The 18,123-nt window shown below is 60.6% G+C and carries 15 protein-coding genes; 5 read left to right on the top strand and 10 right to left on the bottom strand.

What is annotated here, in order from left to right; translation table 11 throughout:
- Positions 1-448: 448 nt before the first annotated feature.
- From AC07XF_RS04885 to AC07XF_RS04850, 8 genes are all read right to left on the bottom strand, one after another.
- Positions 449-1,231, bottom strand: coding sequence for a MetQ/NlpA family ABC transporter substrate-binding protein (locus AC07XF_RS04885; protein ID WP_007983099.1), 783 nt, complete (start codon positions 1,229-1,231; stop codon positions 449-451).
- Between the two features lie 254 nt (positions 1,232-1,485).
- The gene (locus tag AC07XF_RS04880) at positions 1,486-2,409 is read right to left on the bottom strand and encodes a sigma 54-interacting transcriptional regulator (RefSeq protein ID WP_495025616.1); all 924 of its coding nucleotides are present in this window, start codon (positions 2,407-2,409) and stop codon (positions 1,486-1,488) included.
- A gap of 67 nt (positions 2,410-2,476) precedes the next feature.
- Positions 2,477-3,058, bottom strand: a complete 582-nt coding sequence (locus tag AC07XF_RS04875; RefSeq protein WP_495025615.1) for an alpha/beta hydrolase — start codon at positions 3,056-3,058, stop codon at positions 2,477-2,479.
- 280 nt (positions 3,059-3,338) lie between these two features.
- Positions 3,339-3,740, bottom strand: a complete 402-nt coding sequence (locus AC07XF_RS04870) for an ExbD/TolR family protein (protein WP_007972930.1) — start codon at positions 3,738-3,740, stop codon at positions 3,339-3,341.
- A gap of 1 nt (position 3,741) precedes the next feature.
- Complete coding sequence (locus AC07XF_RS04865; protein WP_204934118.1) at positions 3,742-4,467, bottom strand: MotA/TolQ/ExbB proton channel family protein; 726 nt, start codon at positions 4,465-4,467, stop codon at positions 3,742-3,744.
- A 44-nt stretch (positions 4,468-4,511) separates the two neighbouring features.
- The gene (locus AC07XF_RS04860) at positions 4,512-5,321 is read right to left on the bottom strand and encodes an energy transducer TonB (protein ID WP_495025614.1); all 810 of its coding nucleotides are present in this window, start codon (positions 5,319-5,321) and stop codon (positions 4,512-4,514) included.
- A gap of 259 nt (positions 5,322-5,580) precedes the next feature.
- Positions 5,581-7,941: a TonB-dependent receptor gene (locus AC07XF_RS04855; RefSeq protein ID WP_495025613.1), complete on the bottom strand. Its 2,361-nt coding sequence runs from the start codon at positions 7,939-7,941 to the stop codon at positions 5,581-5,583.
- A 134-nt stretch (positions 7,942-8,075) separates the two neighbouring features.
- Positions 8,076-8,996: a TauD/TfdA dioxygenase family protein gene (locus AC07XF_RS04850; protein WP_495025612.1), complete on the bottom strand. Its 921-nt coding sequence runs from the start codon at positions 8,994-8,996 to the stop codon at positions 8,076-8,078.
- Positions 8,997-9,179: 183 nt separating this feature from the next.
- Here AC07XF_RS04850 and AC07XF_RS04845 point away from each other — a divergent pair, with 183 nt between their 5' ends.
- Positions 9,180-10,100 (top strand): LysR family transcriptional regulator, encoded by a 921-nt coding sequence (locus AC07XF_RS04845; protein ID WP_495025611.1) that lies wholly within the window; start codon positions 9,180-9,182, stop codon positions 10,098-10,100.
- Between the two features lie 105 nt (positions 10,101-10,205).
- Here the strand turns inward: AC07XF_RS04845 and AC07XF_RS04840 are convergent, their stop codons facing one another.
- Positions 10,206-11,219, bottom strand: coding sequence for an ABC transporter substrate-binding protein (locus tag AC07XF_RS04840; RefSeq protein ID WP_495025610.1), 1,014 nt, complete (start codon positions 11,217-11,219; stop codon positions 10,206-10,208).
- Positions 11,220-11,599: 380 nt separating this feature from the next.
- Here AC07XF_RS04840 and AC07XF_RS04835 point away from each other — a divergent pair, with 380 nt between their 5' ends.
- From AC07XF_RS04835 to AC07XF_RS04825, 3 genes are read left to right on the top strand one after another with little or no spacing between them, the layout of a single operon-like run.
- The gene (locus tag AC07XF_RS04835) at positions 11,600-13,198 is read left to right on the top strand and encodes an ABC transporter permease (RefSeq protein ID WP_495025609.1); all 1,599 of its coding nucleotides are present in this window, start codon (positions 11,600-11,602) and stop codon (positions 13,196-13,198) included.
- Positions 13,195-14,010: an ABC transporter ATP-binding protein gene (locus tag AC07XF_RS04830; protein ID WP_495025608.1), complete on the top strand. Its 816-nt coding sequence runs from the start codon at positions 13,195-13,197 to the stop codon at positions 14,008-14,010. The genes AC07XF_RS04835 and AC07XF_RS04830 overlap by 4 nt, the downstream gene beginning before the upstream one ends.
- 15 nt (positions 14,011-14,025) lie before the next feature.
- Complete coding sequence (locus AC07XF_RS04825) at positions 14,026-15,636, top strand: arylsulfatase (protein WP_495025607.1); 1,611 nt, start codon at positions 14,026-14,028, stop codon at positions 15,634-15,636.
- Between the two features lie 131 nt (positions 15,637-15,767).
- Here AC07XF_RS04825 and AC07XF_RS04820 read toward each other — a convergent pair whose 3' ends face one another.
- Complete coding sequence (locus tag AC07XF_RS04820; protein ID WP_495025606.1) at positions 15,768-16,841, bottom strand: fatty acid desaturase; 1,074 nt, start codon at positions 16,839-16,841, stop codon at positions 15,768-15,770.
- A 100-nt stretch (positions 16,842-16,941) separates the two neighbouring features.
- On the opposite strand from AC07XF_RS04820, the gene AC07XF_RS04815 reads away from it, so the two are divergent.
- On the top strand, positions 16,942-17,946 hold the full coding sequence (locus AC07XF_RS04815; RefSeq protein ID WP_495025605.1) for an AraC family transcriptional regulator: 1,005 nt from the start codon (positions 16,942-16,944) through the stop codon (positions 17,944-17,946).
- Positions 17,947-18,123: the final 177 nt, after the last annotated feature.

The raw sequence follows: 18,123 nt of genomic DNA, 5'->3' as shown, positions 1-18,123 counted from the left end.
GCACGGGTTTGCCGAGACCAGGGAAGACAGCTACTTTCCTTTGCGTTGTAGGAAGGATCTTTATTTTGCAACGCATCTCCAAGGACGAAGCACTTTTGGCCAGACTCCCGGCCAACATCTCACAAGGACGAGAACATGGCAGACGTACAAACGCCACAACGGCTGGAACCGCAGGACATTCTGAAATTATTGATGGCGTTGCGCAGGGCGTTAAAGGCCAAGCCGGCCTGAGTGCTTTTGATCTTGTGGCGAGGGAGCTTGCTCCCGCTGGGGTGCGAAGCGGCCCTAAAAATGGGACTGCTGCGCAGTCCAACGGGACGGTGCGGCGATCCGACAAGCGCCCTCGCCACAAAAGCTCTCTCGCCACAGGTAAATCGAACGCTCAAAAAAACGCCGACGCTAAATCAGCCGTCGGCGTTTGAAACCTTGAAGGGGTTTACTCCGCGAATCAGAACGCTGGCAATACCGCGCCGCTGTACTTCTTCTCGATGAACGCTTTCACTTCAGGGCTGGTCAGGGCTTTGGCCAGTTTCTGGATGGCAACGCTGTCCTTGTTGTCCGGACGGGCCACCAGGAAGTTCACGTAAGGCGAATCGGCACCTTCGATCACCAAAGCATCTTTAGCCGGGTTCAGACCCGCTTCCAGCGCGTAGTTGGTGTTGATCATGTCCAGATCAACCTGATCCAGCACACGCGGCAACATCGCCGATTCCAGTTCCTTGAACTTGAAGTTGTGCGGGTTCTTGGCGATGTCCTTCGGTGTGGCCAGAGCGTTTTTCGGGTCTTTCAACTCGATCAGGCCGGCCTTCTGCAGCAGGATCAGGGCACGGCCGCTGTTGCTGCCTTCGTTCGGGATGGCAATGGTCGCGCCATCTTTCAACTCAGCCAGGGTTTTGACTTTCTTCGAGTAGCCACCGAACGGTTCGACGTGCACGCCGATCACGGTTTCCAGGTGAGTGCCTTTGCCTTCGTTGAAGCTTTTCAGGTACGGCAGGGTCTGGAAGTAGTTGGCATCCAGACGCTTCTGGTCGACCTGCACGTTCGGCTGAACGTAGTCGGTGAAGACTTTGATTTCCAGGTCCACGCCTTCTTTGGCGAGGGTTGGCTTGATCAGCTCAAGAATCTCGGCGTGTGGAATCGGGGTTGCCGCAACCACCAGTTTCTCGCCAGCCTGGGCCAGGCCCGCGGTCAGGGCAGCCGCCAGTGCGGTGAACAACAGAACCTTTTTCATGCAGTGTCCTTATCGAAAATCACAGTCGCTTGTGGCGACGGCTTGAAGATGAGAGTGCCAGTGAAGTGCTATCGCTGGTGTGAAGCGGACAATACCGGGATTTTTTATTCCCGAACAATAACGTTTATTCAGCTTCATATTCCATTTTGTTCATACAGCTGTAGGAGCAAGCTTGCTCGCGATGGTCGTGAACGAAAACGCGTAAAACCTGATGCCCAACGGCGTCTTTGGGTTTCTCGCGAGCAAGCTCGCTCCTACAGAAATCCGGCGTTTGCGAGCAGTTGTTTCAAGGCGTCTTTTTCGGCATCGGAACCGTTGCCAAGAATCTGCTTGAGCTGCTGTTCGATCCGTCCCAGACCTTCATCAGGCAAATTCAGATGCTCCGGTAAAATCTCGTCACCGGTACTCACCAACAGCGCAAAGTGAATGACGTTTTCCAGCTCCCGGGTATTGCCCGGCCAACTGTGGCGTTCCAGCACAAGTTGCGCCTCCTCGCTGATCAATGGCACCGGCAGGTCGAGGCGCTGGCTGTAGATGCCGAGGAAATATTCGGCCAGCGACAGGATGTCACCCGGGCGCTCGCGCAGCGCCGGCAGTTCGAGCGGGCCTTCGCTGAGGTAGTGATAGAGCCGCTCATGGAATTTTCCGGCGGCGACGGCCTGGGCCAGATCGATGCTGGTGGCCGCTACCAGCCGCACATCCACCGGGCTCGGCTGCTGAGCACCGACGCGGGTGACTTCGTGGTTCTCCAGGGCGGCAAGCAGCTTGATCTGTATCGGTAGCGGCAGGTCGCCGATTTCGTCCAGGTACAGCGTGCCGCCATTGGCTGAGCCGAACCAGCCTGCACGACTGCTCGCCGAACCGCTGTAGCTGCCCGCCGCATAGCCGAACAACTCGGCGTCGGCGTAGGTCAGGCTGATGGCGCCGCAGTTGACCGATACGAACAACCCGCCGCGATCACTGGCGCGATGGATATGCCGCGCCAGCAATTCCTTGCCGGTCCCGGTTTCGCCACGGATCAGCACCGAGACTGAACGCGTGGCCAGTTGCTCCAGGTCCTCGCGCAACTTCCGCGAACGCGGATCGACAAACACCAACGCCTTGGCGCGGATGCTCAGGGGACTTTTTTCGGCATCGGGAAAGGTCAGCAACGGCTGACCGAAGGTTTCAAAGCTCATGGCAGACTCCCGCCCAAAACCGCCGGGAGACGGGGGCGTATTTACAGAAAAAGAAAATTCAAAGGGTTCAGGCGCGGCGCAGGGCGTGGTGTTCCATACGGTTCTGCAGGCGATAGAGATAGGCAAAACCCTGCTCCCAGCGCTGGTGACCGGACTTCACGTTGATATGCCCCGCCCCCGCCAGAATCCCCGCCTCGGCACCCCATTGGCGCGCCAGTTCCAGGGCGCGCGGCGCACTGACAGCGCTGTCGTTGTCGGAGCTGACGACCTGGCTCGGAAAGGGCAGCAGATCCGTCGGAATCGGCGCGAAGTTGCGCAAGGCCGGCACGCAGGCCGGGCGCTCGACATCCGCCGGTGCGACCAGCAAGGCACCGCGCACCTGACGCAAGAACTGCACGGGTGCGGTCGCCGCCCAATGGGCGACAGTGATGCAGCCCAGGCTATGGGCAATGAGAATCACCGGCGTGCTGTCGGCGGCAATCGCCTCGGCCAGCGCCGCGACCCAGTCTTCGCGACGCGGCGTCAGCCAGTCGGCCTGCTCCACCCGCGCACTGTTCGGCAGGCTGTTCTGCCAGTGGCTTTGCCAATGATCTTCTGGCGATCCTTGCCAGCCCGGCACAATCAGGTAGCGAATTGATTCGTTGCGCATGGGGGAGCTCTCCTGCTGCGTGTCTGTTCCCGGTCGAGTATAGGGAGGAGAGATATATTCGTTAAGGAATAAGAAGCTATTTATTAAGACCTATATAGAATATAAAACACATAACCTGTAGGAGCTGGCTTGCCAGCGATAGCGGTTTAACAGTCAACGTAGATGCTGAATGCCAGGGCCTCATCGCTGGCAAGCCAGCTCCTACAGGTTTTGGGTTTACTCGGAATAAAAAAGGGGCCGCACCCTGCCAAGGAGACGGCCCCGGAAAATCAAAATTCGGTTATCGCGCAGTAATCACCGACAGCTTGGTGATCCCTGCCCGTTCAATCGACGCCATGGCCCGGGCCACCTCGCCGTAATTCACGCCATCGTCCGCCTGCAACTGCACGCGTACCTCGGGGTCCTTGGCCTTCGCCGACTTGAGGTTGAACTCCAGCAGATCCGGTTGTATCTCGTCCTTGTTGATAAACAGTTTGCCGGCACCATCGATGCTCACCACCAACGGGTCTTTCTGCTCCACCGGCGCCACCGCCTCGGTCTTGGGCAGGTTGATCGGAATGGCGTTGGTCAGCAGCGGCGCGGTGACGATGAACACCACCAGCAACACCAGCATCACATCCACCAGCGGCGTCACATTGATCTCGCTGAGCACCTCATCGGTGTCTTGCGTGGAGAAGGCCATGTCAGGACGCCTCCTTCACTTTTTGTGCGCTGCCCTGGGCCGCCAATTTGTGCGCCGTCGGGTGGATCAGTACGCGGAACGAACTCTTCTGCGCCAGGCTGTAGAAGTCGTGGGCGAAGTCATCCAGGTCCGCCGCCGTCAGTTTCAAACGACGCAAAAAGTAGTTGTAAACCAGCACCGCCGGCACCGCGACGGCGATCCCCACGCCCGTGGCGACCAGTGCCGCACCAATCGGCCCGGCCACCGTTTCCAGGCTTGCCGAGCCCGCCGCGCTGATACCTTTCAACGCTTCCATGATTCCCCACACCGTGCCGAACAATCCAATGAACGGCGAGGTGCTGCCGATGCTCGCGAGCACCGCCAACCCGGTTTCCAGCGACCGGCGCTCGCGCACGATCTGCTGTCGCAAGGCACGCTCCAGGCGATCCTGATGATTGATCGCCTGGCTCAAATCCGCCGCCTGCGGCGCCTCGCCGACCTGGATCGCGGCATAACCGGCCTGCGCCACCCGGGCCGCGGCACCGGGACGGGTTTCGCTTAGTTCGGCCGCCGAATCGAGACTCGAGGCGGCCCAGAACTGCTGATGAAACTTCCGGTCCTGCGCCTTGAGGCGGCCGAACTGCACACCCTTGAGCAGCGCCAAACCCCAGGTCGCAACGGAAAAAACCACCAGCAGCCAGATCACCGCGCTTTCGATGGATTCAAGTGGAGAGGCCAGTAACGTCATGGTGTATTCCTCGTGTAAACGTTTCGCGCGAAATTGGTTTCTGTTTAATGAATCTTGAAATCGATGGGCACGCTGACCCAGCCGTCCCGGGCGACATCACCTTGCTTGGCCGGCACGAAACTCCAGCGTTTCACCGCGTTCAGCGCAGCTTCGTCGAGTGCATCGCGGCCACTGCTTTTCTGGATCTGGATCTCGCCGGGCTTGCCGCTGGCCAGCACCTGCACGCGCAACAACACCGTGCCTTCCCAACCGCGACGCTGGGCCAGCGACGGGTATTCCGGCGCCGGGTTTTTCAAGTAGCCGGCATTGGCGGAGGCCGGTGTTACGGGTGCGGGCGTCGGCGGTGCAGGTGGTGCCGGGGTCGCGACGGGCATTGCCGGTGTCACAGGCGCGGGTGGTTGCTCAACAGCCTTTGGCGCCGGTTTCGGTAGCGGTTTGGCGACCGGTCTGGGCTTGGGAACCGGCTTCGGTGGAGGTGGCTTCACGGCCAGTTCGTCTTCCACGGGCGGTGGCGGCTCAATCACTGGCTGCACGGGTTGCGGTGGCGGCGGCTCGACCACCGGAGGCGCCGGACGTGAAAACTCGATGGTCATCGGCGGAATCTCTGGCGGCACGATTGGCAGCACTGGGGTCGGTTGTTGATTGACCCAATAAATCACCGCGCCATGCACCAGCAAAGCCAGTACACCGAGCAGAATCGTCTCCCGTCGACTCAAGATGCCCTTGGGCGCGCGCTGCAAACGCAACTGGCCCAGGGGCACCCGGTGCAGTCGACCAAGATCGACCAACTCACCACCAGGCACCTGGCGCCACAGCACTTCATGTGCACCGGCGGCGGTCTGGACATTGCCCATTGTTTAACTCCCTGCGGTCTCTTTGCGGACTACCGGAACGTCGTGCTGAACATCCCCCGACGACGTCCCGATAGAGCAATCATTGGCTTGAACGCTTAGTTCTTAAAGTAATGTTTGAGCTTATATTTAGACCTTGAAGGAATAAACAAAACCCTCAACCCACCGCCAGAGCCCGCCGTTCAAGGGCTCCGGCGTAGTGGAAAAAATCCGATGCTTTTCGTGCATTGAAAGTATTCATTCGAAGCATGCTTTTTCGCCGTCAGAAGTCGTATCGGCCAGTCACACCCAGCGTCCGTGGCGTGCCGAGCAGGCCTTCATAACCACCATTGGCGGCCGTCCACAACGTCGTGTAGTAGGTTTTGTCGAAGGCGTTTTTCAGCCACAACGAAACGTCCCACTGCCCCTGGTTGAAATCGCCCCGCAGGCCGGTGGACAGGTTGACCACCGCGTAGCTCGGGATCTGCCCGAAGTCGGAATCCTCCACAGTGCCCACTGCCTTGGAGCGGAATGCATAGCTGGCGGTGACGTACTCTTCGAAGCCGTTGCTCAGGTTCCACTTGTATTCGCCGTTGGCGTTGCCGATCCATTTCGAAGCGCCAACCACTTGATGCCCGGTCAGGTCGCAGGAGGCGGGAGCACCGGGCCTCAGGCTGACTTCAGGCGGGCACGGCGCATTCTTGTACGAGAGGTAACTGACGTCGTTGTACGAGCCGTTGATGTTCAGCGTGAGGCCGCGCAACGCAAGCAAAGTGCTTTCGAATTCCACGCCACGGGAGCGTACGGAGCCGGCGTTGGTCAGAAACTGCACGCGGTTGACGTCGTCGAAGGCGTTGGTCTGATAGCCATTGACCTGGGTCCAGAACAGGTTGGCGTTGAGTTGCAGGCGTCGGTCCCACAGGGTGCTCTTGAATCCGAGCTCGGCGTTGTTGGCGCGCTCGGTGCCGATCAGCAGCGAGTCGGCACCGGCCACCGGCGCCGTGCCGACGGCCAGATTGATGCCGCCGGATTTTTCGCCATGGGACAACGTGGCGTAAGTCAGCAGGTCGTCGGTGAGACGGTAGCTAAGGTTCAACAGGCCCGAGGGACTGGAGCTGTACTGATTCAAATCGCCGGAATCGAAGACCCCCGCACGAGCGCGTCGTGCCGCGGCCGCCGCACCGGTGACCGCGACACCACCGGCCGGTGCATCACGTGTGACCCTGGCGTTTTTCTCCTCATAGGTGCCGCGCAACCCGGCGGTGAAATCCAGGCGTTCGGTCAAGTGCCAGGTGCCTTGGGCGAATAGCGCGAAGCTGTTGGTTTCGATATGACCGTTGCCGACGCTGTCGACATTGTTCAACGCACCCTGGGGCGTGCCGTTCCAGATGTCGGCTTGCGGGCCGTAGAAGGTGAAGGATTTGTTGTCCAGGTCAGAGCCGAAGTAATAAGCGCCCAGCACGTAATCGAAGAATCCGCCGGCAGGCGACGCCAGGCGAAACTCCTGGGAGTACTGTTTATCCTCCACCGAAACGCCGGCGTTGTGGAAGGCGGATACGTTCAGGCCGTCATCATTGCGCGGGGTGAAATTCCACCAGCGATAGGAGCTGATGGAGGTCAGGGTGAAGTCGCTCGGCAGCGTCCAGTTGGCCTCGACCGACGTGCCGCCCTGATGCACGGTGACGTGTTGGTCATTGTTCAGGTTGACCTTGCGGTGCGTGCCGTCAACCAGTGTCGCGCCAGCGGCATTGGCCCGCGATTGATAGAGATTGACGCCATTGATGGTCGGCCCGGTATTGAACAACACCCGGGTGCCGGCGCTGGAATCCTCTTCGTTGTAGTCGCCGATCCAGCGCAGGTTGAACGATTCATTCGGCTTGAACAGCAACTGCCCACGGAAGCCATCGCGGGAGCCACCATTCAGGTCATGGCCGTCGAATTCGTTTTTGATGTCACCGTCGCTGCGGGTGCGGTACGCAGAGAAACGTCCGGCCAACTCGTCATTCAGCGGGCCGGAAATCGTGCCCTTGGTCTGGAAATATCCGTCCTCGCCCACCGAAGATTCGATGCTGCGTTCCGGGGTGAAGGTCGGCGCGCGGGTGCTGATGTTGATCACGCCGGCGGTGGTGTTCTTGCCGAACAAGGTGCCTTGCGGACCGCGCAGCACTTCGAGCTGCTCGATGTCCATCAGGTCGAACACGGCCATGCCCGGCCGGCCGAGGTAAACGTTATCGAGGTACAGGCCGACACTGCCTTCCAGGCCATCGCTGGCCGGGTTGTTGCCCAGGCCACGAATCGACACGCTGGACTGACGCGCATGCATGTAGGCGACGTTGACGCTGGGCACCAGTTGCTGCAAATCCTGGATGCGATAGACCCGCTGGATTTCCAGCGTCTGGCCGCTGACCACACTCATGGGTGTCGGAACGTCCTGCGAACTTTCTTCGCGGCGGCGAGTGGTCACGGTCACGGTTTCCAGTTGGGCACTGTCGGCCGTGGCGGTTTTTGTGGGGGTGGTTTCCGGGGTGCCGCTTTCGGCTGCATAGCCTTGGGTCCAGCTGGCACTGCCTGCTAGTAGCAGAGCCAGGGGCAGGCGTTTGAGCCGTTGGGGTGAGGAGGTTTGAGCAAAGTGCAACGGACTCATAAGGCGGGGTTCCCGATCAAAAAAAGTTCTTTGTTGCTTGCCAGGCCGCCTTCGCGAGCAAGCCCGCTCCCACACTGACCGTGTGAACACTGGAGATCCCCTGTGGGAGCGGGCTTGCTCGCGAAGGCGTCGGCTCAGACGCCGCCGATATCCGGCCCTTTCACGGTCTGGCTGACCTGCCCATTCACACCCACCGGCACTTCACCCTTGAGCGTCACACGGCGCACGATCCGGTCCTGGGTCCCGTAGTCATCCACCGCGTAATGCTGGGTGGAGCGGTTGTCCCAGATCGCCACATCGCCGGCCTTCCAGCGCCAGCGCACGATGTTTTCCTGGCGGATCACATGGCTTTGCAGCAGGCCGAACAGGTGCGCCGAATCGGCCTGGGAATAGCCTTTGATGCGTTTGACGAAATGCCCCAGCAACAAGCTCTTCTCGCCACTGATCGGGTGCACACGGACCACCGGGTGTTCGGTCTCGTAGACGGTCGAGGTGAAGATCTTGCGATAGCGTTCCAGCTTCTCGGCAGAGACGTCCGGCCGGGTGCCGGCGTAGTCGTATTCATTGCTGTGCACGGCGACCAGTTTGTCGGCCAGCTCACGCAGCTCCGCCGACAACCCGTCGTAGGCAGTGGCGGTGTTGGCCCACAGGGTGTCGCCGCCGAAAGCCGGGGCCACCACCGAGCGCAGGATCGAGGCTTTCGGGTAGGCCTCGACGAAAGTCACGTCGGTGTGCCAGGAGCTGGCTCGCTGGCCCTCGGCGCCGTCCAGTTCCAGTAGAAAACGGGTGCCTTCGCGCACCGGCACAGTCGGGTGCGCTATCGGTTCGCCGAGCAGGTGGGCGAACGCTTCCTGACGCTGATCGTCGAGCTGAGTCTGCTCGCGGAAGAAGATCACTTTGTATTGCAGCAGCGCCTGTTGAATGGCTTCGACGGTGGCGGCATCCAGCTCGCCAGAAAGCTGTACGCCACGGATTTCGGCACCGATGCGACCGGCCACCGGATGGATTTCAAGCGCGTGAACAGCGGGTTGTACTGCGAAAGCGGCATTGCTCATGGGTAGACCCTCATCAGACTGCTTGCGGTTGAACCGGCCGCGAAACGCTGCTCTATCTATATTCTATTTAGATCTAATAGATATCTACATGCTTCGTTGACGGAATAAGAGGTTGCATTTAAAACCTCAGTCAACCCTCGTCGCAAATGCCTTCGAGCTATTTTTAGGATGCCGGAAAAGCATATGGATCTTCGCCAGTTGCGTTACTTCATCGCCCTCGACGAACACCGCAGTTTCGTGCGCGCGGCCGAGGCCATGGGCATTACCCAGCCTGCCTTCAGCCGCAGCATTCAGGGGCTGGAGCACGAGTTCGGCTGCGTCCTGGTGGACCGTGGCAACAAGGATTTGCGCCCCACCCCCGAAGGCCTGGTGGTGCTGCAACATGCCCGCAGCCTGGTGCAGGGTGCGGCGCTGCTCAGCTGCGAAGTGACGCAGATGACCAAGCTCGATGCCGGTGAACTGCGCTTCGGTTGCGGCCCGGCACCGGCGGTGAAACTGGTGCCGGATGCGGTGGCGCAATTCATCAACGCGCACCCGAAAGTGCGCACCTGTTTCGAAGTGGATAACTGGGAAAAACTCAGCCGCGCCCTGAGCCGTGAGGAGATCGAATTCTTCATCGCCGACATTCGCCACTTCGAGTCCGACCCGAACTTCCAGACCCAGGCACTGACGCCCAAACGTGGCGTGTTTTTCTGCCGGCCGGGGCATCCGCTGCTGGCCAAGGAGAGCCTGTCGACCAACGACATGTTCGACTACCCGCTGGCGACCACGAAGATCCCGCCAGGTATTCGCAAACTGCTGGCAAACCTCAGTGGACGGGTGGATTTTTCGCCGACCATCGAGACCGAACATTTCCCGGCGCTGGTGAAAGTCGTGCTGCAATCCAACGCCATCGGCGTGGGCACGCAAGAGGCGTTTATCGAGGACATTGCCCAGGGTTCACTGGCGCTGCTGCACTGGCGCAATTTGCCGCAGAACATCGAAAGCATGAATGCGCGGTGCGGGATTGTCAGTCGCACCGGGTTCCGGTTGTCACCGGCGGCGCGGGCGATGATCGAGACGTTGGTGGCGGTGGACAGGCAGCAGATCAGCGTCGCGGTTTAGGGCCTCTTCGCGAGCAGCCCGCTCCCACAGGGGGATCTCTGTCAGGCAAAAATCCAGTGTGGGAGCGGGCTTGCTCGCGAAAGCGTCCGAATTGACGCTAGAGATTCAAAGTTTTGCCGCAGCCAACTCCGGCACCACCCAATCGCTCACCTTGAACGGCTTGCGAATCAGCTTCTGCTGCGACGCCAGGTCCACCGCATCCTGCAATTTGCCAAGGAACACCGGGTCGAGCGTCGACGGGAAAACCTCGCTGAGTTTCTGATCCTTCAAATCCTGGCTGAGAATCACCGGCGGGTAACTCGCCAACCCCGACACCAACTGAACGTAAGCGTCCTTGTTGCTGTCCTGGGTCAGCCACGCCACCGCTTGCTGTTGCGCCTTGAGCAGTGTGGCGACCGCCTCGGGGTGCTCGTCGACAAACTTCCCGGTCCCCACCAACACCGCCTGCACGCTACCGGCGCCGCCCAGGTCCTTGGTGTTCAGCGGCAACTCGGCCAGCCCCTTGGCCTGCAACGCCGTGAGCCCGGAACCGCCCCACGACGCATCGATCTGCTTCGCCGCCAGCGCCGCGACCGCCGCATTGAAGTCGAGGTTGATGACCTTCACATCCTTTTCGCTCAACCCCTGACTGGCCAGCGCCGCATCGAAGGACAACTGACTGGCGGTACCACGAAAGATCGCCACGCGTTTGCCTTTGAGATCTTGCAGGGTCTTGATCCCCGAACCTGGCACCACGCCGAGGTAATGCTTCACCCCGCGCGCCGAGGCGCTGAGCAGTCGCGTATCCAGACCATTGGACTTGCCGATGATGGCTGCCAGATCGCCGAGGTAGGCCAGGTCGACCTGACCGTTGGCGAACGCCTCGTTGATCACCGGGCCTGCGCCCTTGAAAAAACTCCACTGAATCTTGATGCCTTGATCGGCGAAAGCCTTTTCGAAGATCTGTTGATCGCGCAGCACATCCACAACACCGCCACCGCTGTGCTGGGTACCGGCGCTCAGGTCCGGCACGGCGATGCGAATTTCCTTGAGCTCGCCGGCGTTGGCCGTGAAGGCCAGCAAACCCGCCAGGGCCGGTGCGGCGAACAGGCTGATGACACGTTTGAAGGGAAGGTTCATGGGTGCGGCTCCTTGGGGCAACGGGCGTTGAGGAGCCGAAAGTAGGCCGAAGTGGAACCAACACTTAAATACTATAAATTCACATTTTTATAGCATTTCAATCTATATCAACATTTCCGGGCCTCTTGGCCAGGTATGCAGGAACGGCATCGAAAATATTCTTCGAATGCATTGGATGCAGCTGAGCTGGAGGCCTTAAATGGCTTGGCTTATCTCTTAATAGTATTGATTTGAATTTTTATAGATCGATTTTACATACACCTTAATCCCTGTGGGAGCGGGCTTGCTCGCGAAGTGGGCGTGTCAGTCACTCCATTGTTGCCTGATACACCGCTTTCGCGAGCAAGCCCGCTCCCACAGGAAGACAACGGAGGTCATCCATGGCCCGTGTTTCTCTTCTCAGCCTGCCGCTGGCCGCGCCACCACTGGAAAACCAACGCCTCTGGCCCAACCTGAATCGTCGGCTGTTGCCTTGGTTGCTGCCGGTCACTCTGTTCACACTCTGGTGGCTCGCCAGCCGCAATCACTGGATGAGTGAGCAAATCCTGCCGGCGCCGATCCTGGTCTGGAACAGCGCGGTGGAATTGTCCCAAGGCGAGTTGTGGAGCCATTTGTGGATCAGCCTGCAACGCTTGTTCTGGGGGCTGCTGGTCGGGATCAGCGCTGGTGCTGTTTTGGGTGCGGCACTGGGTTTCAGTCGTCGACTGGAGCGTCTGGTATTTCCAACCTTCGCCGGGTTGGCGCAAGTCCCGACCCTGGCCTGGATTCCCTTGTTCATGGTGTTTTTCGGCATCGGGGAAGTGCTGAAACTGGTGGTGCTGATCAAGGCCATCGTGGTGCCGGTGACCCTGCATACACTGGTCGGTGTGCGCGATGCGCAACCAAAGCTGCGCGAGGCTGCTGCTGTGTTGCGCCTGCCCAGGCGCCTGTTGATCCGACGCCTGGTGTTGCCCGCAGCACTGCCGGCATTCATGGCCGGTGTGCGCCTCGCCCTGGCCGCTGGCTGGACTTCGTTGCTCGCGGTGGAACTGCTCGCTTCCAGTGAAGGCATCGGTTACCTGATGGTCTGGGCGCGGCAACTGTTCATGCTCGACATCGTGTTCGTGTGCATCGTGGTGATCGGCTTGATCGGCGTGGCGATGGACCGCGGCATCGGCCTGCTGGACAGGAAGCTGGTGCACTGGCCGCACCCGGCCACCGCCGAAATCCGTCGCGGGCCGCGTTATCAAGGCTGGCAACGCCTGCAACCGTGGCTGCTGCCACTGGCGCTGCTGGCGTTGTGGCAACTGAGCTCGGATCAGCAGTGGATTGACGCGAACATTCTGGTCAGCCCGCTGGCCGTCCTGCAGACCACGTGGAGCGGTTTGCTCGACGGTACGCTCATCAACGGAATGGCTTTGAGTCTTGGCCGAACCCTTGGCGGATTGCTGCTCGGTGGCGGGTTAGGGTTTGCCTTGGGATTGCTGCTGGGGCTGTCACGCACCAGTGAACGCGTGCTCGGCCCGACCCTCGCCGCCATCCGCCAGATCGCCATTTTCGCCTGGGTGCCGCTGCTCACCGCGTGGTTCGGTCTGGGGGAATTGGCCAAGTGGGTGTTCGTTGCCCTGGCCGCTTTTTTTCCGCTGTTGATCGCCACCCAACGCAGCGTCGCCCACTTGTCGCCGCAACTGAACGAGGCCGCGCAAGTGTTGCGCCTGAATCTGCCCCAGCGTCTGCGCCGGCTGGTGTTGCCGGGTGCGGCGCCGGGGATATTCGCCGGGCTCAGGCTGAGCCTGATCTACGCCTGGCTCGGCACCATCGGCGCCGAATATTTCATGCCGTCCAACGGCGGCATCGGCAGTCAGATGATCGGCGCCCAGCAACTGCTGCGCATGGACCTGATCATGGCCGGCATGCTGCTGGTGGGCCTGACCGGCGCCCTGCTCAACCTCATTGGCCAACGCCTGGAAATCCGCGCCACCCGCTGGAGACACGCATGAACGCACCGATTGTCAGCTTCAAACACGTGGGCAAAACCTTCGACGTCGACGGTTTCGAACTGGAGGCCATTCGCGAATTCAACCTGGACATCGCCGAGGGTGAATTCGTCGCCATCGTCGGCTCCAGCGGTTGTGGAAAATCCACTTTGCTACGGCTACTGGTGGGCCTCGATACGCAGTTTCGCGGGCAGATTACCGTGGACGGCAAAGCCGTCAGCGGCATCGGCAGCGAGCGCGGCATTGTCTTTCAGGAACACCGTTTGTTCCCGTGGCTGAGCGTGGCCGACAACATCGGCCTGGGCCTGGTCAACGAACCATTGAGCGCTGCGCAAAAGCAAAGGCGCATCCATGATTTCATCGAACTGGTGGGCCTCGGCGACTTTGCCCGAGCCTATCCGCACCAACTCTCCGGCGGGATGGCGCAGCGCGTGGCCATCGCTCGTGGCCTTGTAGCCAGCCCGCGGATTCTGCTGCTGGACGAACCCTTCGGCGCCCTCGATGCACTGACCCGCCAGCAGATGCAGGACGAACTGCTGGCGATCCGCGCACGGGCAAAAATCACCACCATCCTGGTCACCCACGATGTCGAGGAAGCGATCTTCCTCGCCGACCGCGTAGTGGTGATGGAGCCGCGTCCGGGGCGGATCAAGCAAGTGGTCGACATTGCCCTGGCCCATCCGCGCCAGCGCAGCAGTTTCGACTTCCACCAGTTACGCGAAGAACTGCTTCACGAACTCACCAGCGACGATCACTACCAGCCTCCCGTGCCGGTGCAGGTCCGCGATTTGCCCCTGTCCTTCATTGCCTACTGAAAAAGGAAATGCTTGATGCCGCAACGTCCCAACTTTCTCGTGATCCTGGCCGATGACCTGGGCTTTTCCGACATCGGTGCCTTCGGCGGCGAAATCAACACGCCGAACCTCGATGCCCTGGCCAACAATGGCTTGCGCCTGACCGATTTTCACACCGCACCGACCTGCTCGCCGACTCGTTCGATGCTGCTGACCGGCACCGACCACCACATCGCCGGCATCGGCACCATGGCTGAAGCGCTGACCCCGGACCTGATCGGTAAACCGGGCTACGAAGGGCATCTGAACGACCGCGTGGTCGCCCTGCCCGAGCTGTTGCGCGAAGCCGGTTACCAGACCTTGATGAGCGGTAAATGGCACCTGGGCCTGACCGCAGAACGGGCGCCCCATGCCCGGGGTTTCGAGCGCTCGTTTTCGCTGTTGCCTGGCGCCGCTAACCATTACGGCTTCGAGCCGACCTACGATGAAACGACGCCACGGCTGCTGAAATCCACCCCGGCGCTGTACATCGAAGACGACACTTTCATCGACGAGCTGCCCAAGGATTTCTACTCCTCGGACGCCTTTGGCGACAAGCTGCTGCAATACCTCAAGGAGCGCGACCAGACCCGGCCGTTCTTCGCGTACCTGCCGTTTTCCGCGCCGCACTGGCCATTGCAGGCGCCGGCGGATGTGGTGGAAAAATACCGCGGCCGCTATGACGCCGGCCCTGAAGTGCTGCGACTTGAGCGCCTGGAAAAACTCAAGTCCTTGGGATTGATCGAGGCCGATGTCGAGCCACATCCGCTGATCCAATTGACCGCGCAGTGGGATGCCTTGAGCGACGAGCAACGGCAGATTTCCGCGCGAGCCATGGAAGTTTATGCGGCGATGGTCGAGCGTATGGACTGGAACATCGGCCGCGTTGTCGACTATCTGCGCCAGCAAGGGCAACTGGACAACACGTTCATCCTGTTCATGTCCGATAACGGTGCCGAAGGGGCATTGCTGGAGGCCTTCCCGAAATTCGGGCCGCAGTTGCTGACCTATCTCAACCAGCACTACGACAACAGCCTCGACAACATCGGCCGGGCCAATTCCTACATCTGGTACGGACCGAACTGGGCACAAGTGGCGACCGCGCCGTCGCGTCTGTTCAAGGCCTTCACCACCGAAGGCGGCATTCGCGTCCCGGCGCTGGTGCATTACCCGCAGCTGCCGCTCAAGGGCCAGATCAGCCATGGGTTTGGCACGGTGATGGACATCACGCCGACCATTCTCGACCTGGCCGGTGTGCGCCATCCGGGCAAGCAATGGCATGGCAAACCCGTAGCAGAGATTCGCGGGAAATCGTGGCTGGGTTTTCTGTCGGGCGAGACGGCGCAAGTACATGACGAACACACCGTTACCGGGTGGGAATTGTTCGGTCGGCGGGCGATCCGCCAGGGGCAATGGAAGGCGGTGTACATCCCGGGACCGGTGGGGCCGGCGACCTGGCAGCTGTATGACCTGGGCAATGATCCGGGGGAGATTCATGACCTGGCGCTGAGCCAACCGCAGAAGCTCAGTGCCTTGATCGAGCACTGGCAGCGGTATGTGGATGAGACTGGCGTGATCTTGAGCGAGTCGCCGTTTCAGCCGGATTGAGGTTGCCTGAACCGGCCCCTTCGCGGGCAAGCCCGCTCCCACAGTGATTTGTGCTGAACGCAAATTTTGCATTCACCGCAGAAACCTGTGGGAGCGGGCTTGCTCGCGAAAGGGCCATCAAATACAGCCAATCAAACCCTGACTACACGCCCCTTTTCCGCAGCCACTTCTTCTTTGCGCTCAAACCGGTTGGCCCGCGCAAACGTGCCAAAATCATTAAACCGCACCCCCATCTCGCGCATCACCTTGTGCCCCACCGGCACGGTCAACTGGCGGATGTAGAACGGCTCCTTCACCACAAAGTGATGGATCCCGTGGCTGCTGCCGAAGTTGAAACAGAACGCCTGCAACGGCCACAGCCACCGTGCGTTCAGCACCTGGCATTGCTGCATCACGTTCCCCGGCTCGATGTCACCGTAGTAGTGCATGTTCGAGCTGATGAAGTGCAGGCAGAAAGTGCGCAGCACGTTCGGGCCGATGATCACCACTGCCGCGATATCGATCACGTTCATCACCGACAGCGTGGTCGCTGACCACTCGATCGGCGCGCCCATCAGGTGCGCAACGCCGTTCGCTGCATGGAAACCGAGAAACACGTACCACGCGCCCCAATGCATCAGCGCCAGCGGTGCATAAACCTTCAGAGTGCGCTGGATGATGCTGAACTTCATCGCCCAGGTCTTGGCCCGCAACATGCGGATAAACGACGACATGATGTTGTCGCCAATCATCAAGAACCGTGCGAAGCCCCAAGGCTCGCCGTTAGTGATGGCGCGCTCTTCCAGGTCGGCCTCGGAACCGGACACCTTGTGGTGATTGAGGTGCAGATGGCGGCGAATCCAGGGGTTGATGGTGCTCGGCCGGGCGAGCCACACCAGTCCCATCATCAGGTTGTACGGCACTTTCTGCTTGCGGAAGTACATGCTGTGGATCAGGTCGTGCTCCAGCTCATGGGTCAACGAAGCGAAAAACGCGTTGAGCAACAGACACGCCCACCAAGCCATGTGCCCGGTCATGTAGAGCGCCGCCGAACCGACCATACCGGCGATGGCGAAGGTCAGAATGCCTGCGCCGAGGGCGTCCTGATGCTTGAGAATCGGGTATTGCTCACGCAGCTCGACGCCTCTGGCCAGCACCACTTCACGGATATGGGCTGATCGTTGGGCTGCATTCAGTCGTTGGGGGCTTGCAGAAGTACGGTCCATGCTTCCATCCTCTGGTTATTGATGGTTGCATCCTGCCTTGCGAACCCTCGCAACGCGGTAGCCGAGAACGCCAACCTGTTGACTGGAAGCGCCAATCAGCATGACCGAACCGACCTCCCTCGCCAGCTGGACCCGCGCTCTGCGCAAGCAACTCGATGCCCTGGGTATCGACAGCACGACCCTGTGCCATCAAGCGGGGCTCGACCCGGACTTGATGGACGACCCGAACGCGCGCTACCCGCTGTCGGGCACCACGCGCCTGTGGGAACTGGCGGTGCAGGCCAGCGGCGATCCGGCGATTGGTTTGCGCGTATCACGCTTTGTCAGCCCGACGACGTTTCATGCGCTGGGTTATGCGCTGGTCGCCAGCGGCAGCCTGCGCGAAGTGTTCGAGCGCATCGTGCGTTATCACCAGGTGGTCAGCAATGCCCTGGAACTGGAGCTGACCCGCGACGAGGATCGCTACAGCTTCCGGCTGAAAATTCCTTCAGGCAATCCGGCCCCGGCCTTCGAAGCCATCGATGCGTTCATGGCGATTTACGTGCGCACCTGCCGCAATCGCCTGGGTCGTGATTACGCGCCGCTGGCCACGTACCTGCGCCGTCCGGAGCCGGCAGACGCGCATCAATGGCACAAAGTCTTTCGCTCGCCGGTACATTTCGACGCCAACGAAGACCGGCTGGAATTCGCCTTCGTCGACTTCGACAGCCACCTGGACGATGCCAACCCGGAACTGGCCGAACATAACGAAACCGTACTCAAACGCACCCTGGCGCAACTCAAGCCAATGACCTGGGAACGCAAGGTCCGCGATGCCATTGAAGAACAACTGCCCGAAGGCGAACCCAGCGCCGAACACATCGCCAAGGCCCTGCACCTGAGCCTGCGCAGCCTGCAACGGCACCTGGCCGATGAGGGCTGCCGGTTCGATACGCTGCTCAACGAAAGCCGCGAAAACCTCGCGCTGCTGCACCTGCGCGACCCACAGGTGTCACTGAGCGAGATCAGCTATTTGCTCGGGTTTGCCGATACCAGCAGCTTCAGTCGCGCGTTCAAGCGCTGGACCGGGATGACGCCGGGGCAGTTTCGGGATGGGTTGCGCTGACAGATCCAAGAGGTGGGTTGCCTGGACCGGCCGCTTCGCGAGCAAGCCCGCTCCCACAGGGGTATTCGGTTAACCACAGATCTGAAGTTCACAAAAGTCCACTGTGGGAGCGGGGGGGGGGGGGGGGGGGGGGGGGGGGGGGGGGGGGGGGGGGGGGGGGGGGGGGGGGGGGGGGGG

This window comes from Pseudomonas sp. GW821-FHT01C01, assembly GCF_059422645.1.
This window is presented reverse-complemented; position numbering and strand designations above follow the sequence as displayed.

Coding starts and splice junctions, on each gene's coding strand:
- AC07XF_RS04850 (WP_495025612.1), bottom strand. CDS start 8,996: ATGAGCAATGCCGCTTTCGCAGTACAACCCGCTGTTCACGCGCTTGAA.
- AC07XF_RS04840 (WP_495025610.1), bottom strand. CDS start 11,219: ATGAACCTTCCCTTCAAACGTGTCATCAGCCTGTTCGCCGCACCGGCC.
- AC07XF_RS04875 (WP_495025615.1), bottom strand. CDS start 3,058: ATGCGCAACGAATCAATTCGCTACCTGATTGTGCCGGGCTGGCAAGGA.
- AC07XF_RS04835 (WP_495025609.1), top strand. CDS start 11,600: ATGGCCCGTGTTTCTCTTCTCAGCCTGCCGCTGGCCGCGCCACCACTG.
- AC07XF_RS04880 (WP_495025616.1), bottom strand. CDS start 2,409: ATGAGCTTTGAAACCTTCGGTCAGCCGTTGCTGACCTTTCCCGATGCC.
- AC07XF_RS04815 (WP_495025605.1), top strand. CDS start 16,942: ATGACCGAACCGACCTCCCTCGCCAGCTGGACCCGCGCTCTGCGCAAG.
- AC07XF_RS04845 (WP_495025611.1), top strand. CDS start 9,180: ATGGATCTTCGCCAGTTGCGTTACTTCATCGCCCTCGACGAACACCGC.
- AC07XF_RS04860 (WP_495025614.1), bottom strand. CDS start 5,321: ATGGGCAATGTCCAGACCGCCGCCGGTGCACATGAAGTGCTGTGGCGC.
- AC07XF_RS04870 (WP_007972930.1), bottom strand. CDS start 3,740: ATGGCCTTCTCCACGCAAGACACCGATGAGGTGCTCAGCGAGATCAAT.
- AC07XF_RS04825 (WP_495025607.1), top strand. CDS start 14,026: ATGCCGCAACGTCCCAACTTTCTCGTGATCCTGGCCGATGACCTGGGC.
- AC07XF_RS04830 (WP_495025608.1), top strand. CDS start 13,195: ATGAACGCACCGATTGTCAGCTTCAAACACGTGGGCAAAACCTTCGAC.
- AC07XF_RS04865 (WP_204934118.1), bottom strand. CDS start 4,467: ATGACGTTACTGGCCTCTCCACTTGAATCCATCGAAAGCGCGGTGATC.
- AC07XF_RS04855 (WP_495025613.1), bottom strand. CDS start 7,941: ATGAGTCCGTTGCACTTTGCTCAAACCTCCTCACCCCAACGGCTCAAA.
- AC07XF_RS04820 (WP_495025606.1), bottom strand. CDS start 16,841: ATGGACCGTACTTCTGCAAGCCCCCAACGACTGAATGCAGCCCAACGA.
- AC07XF_RS04885 (WP_007983099.1), bottom strand. CDS start 1,231: ATGAAAAAGGTTCTGTTGTTCACCGCACTGGCGGCTGCCCTGACCGCG.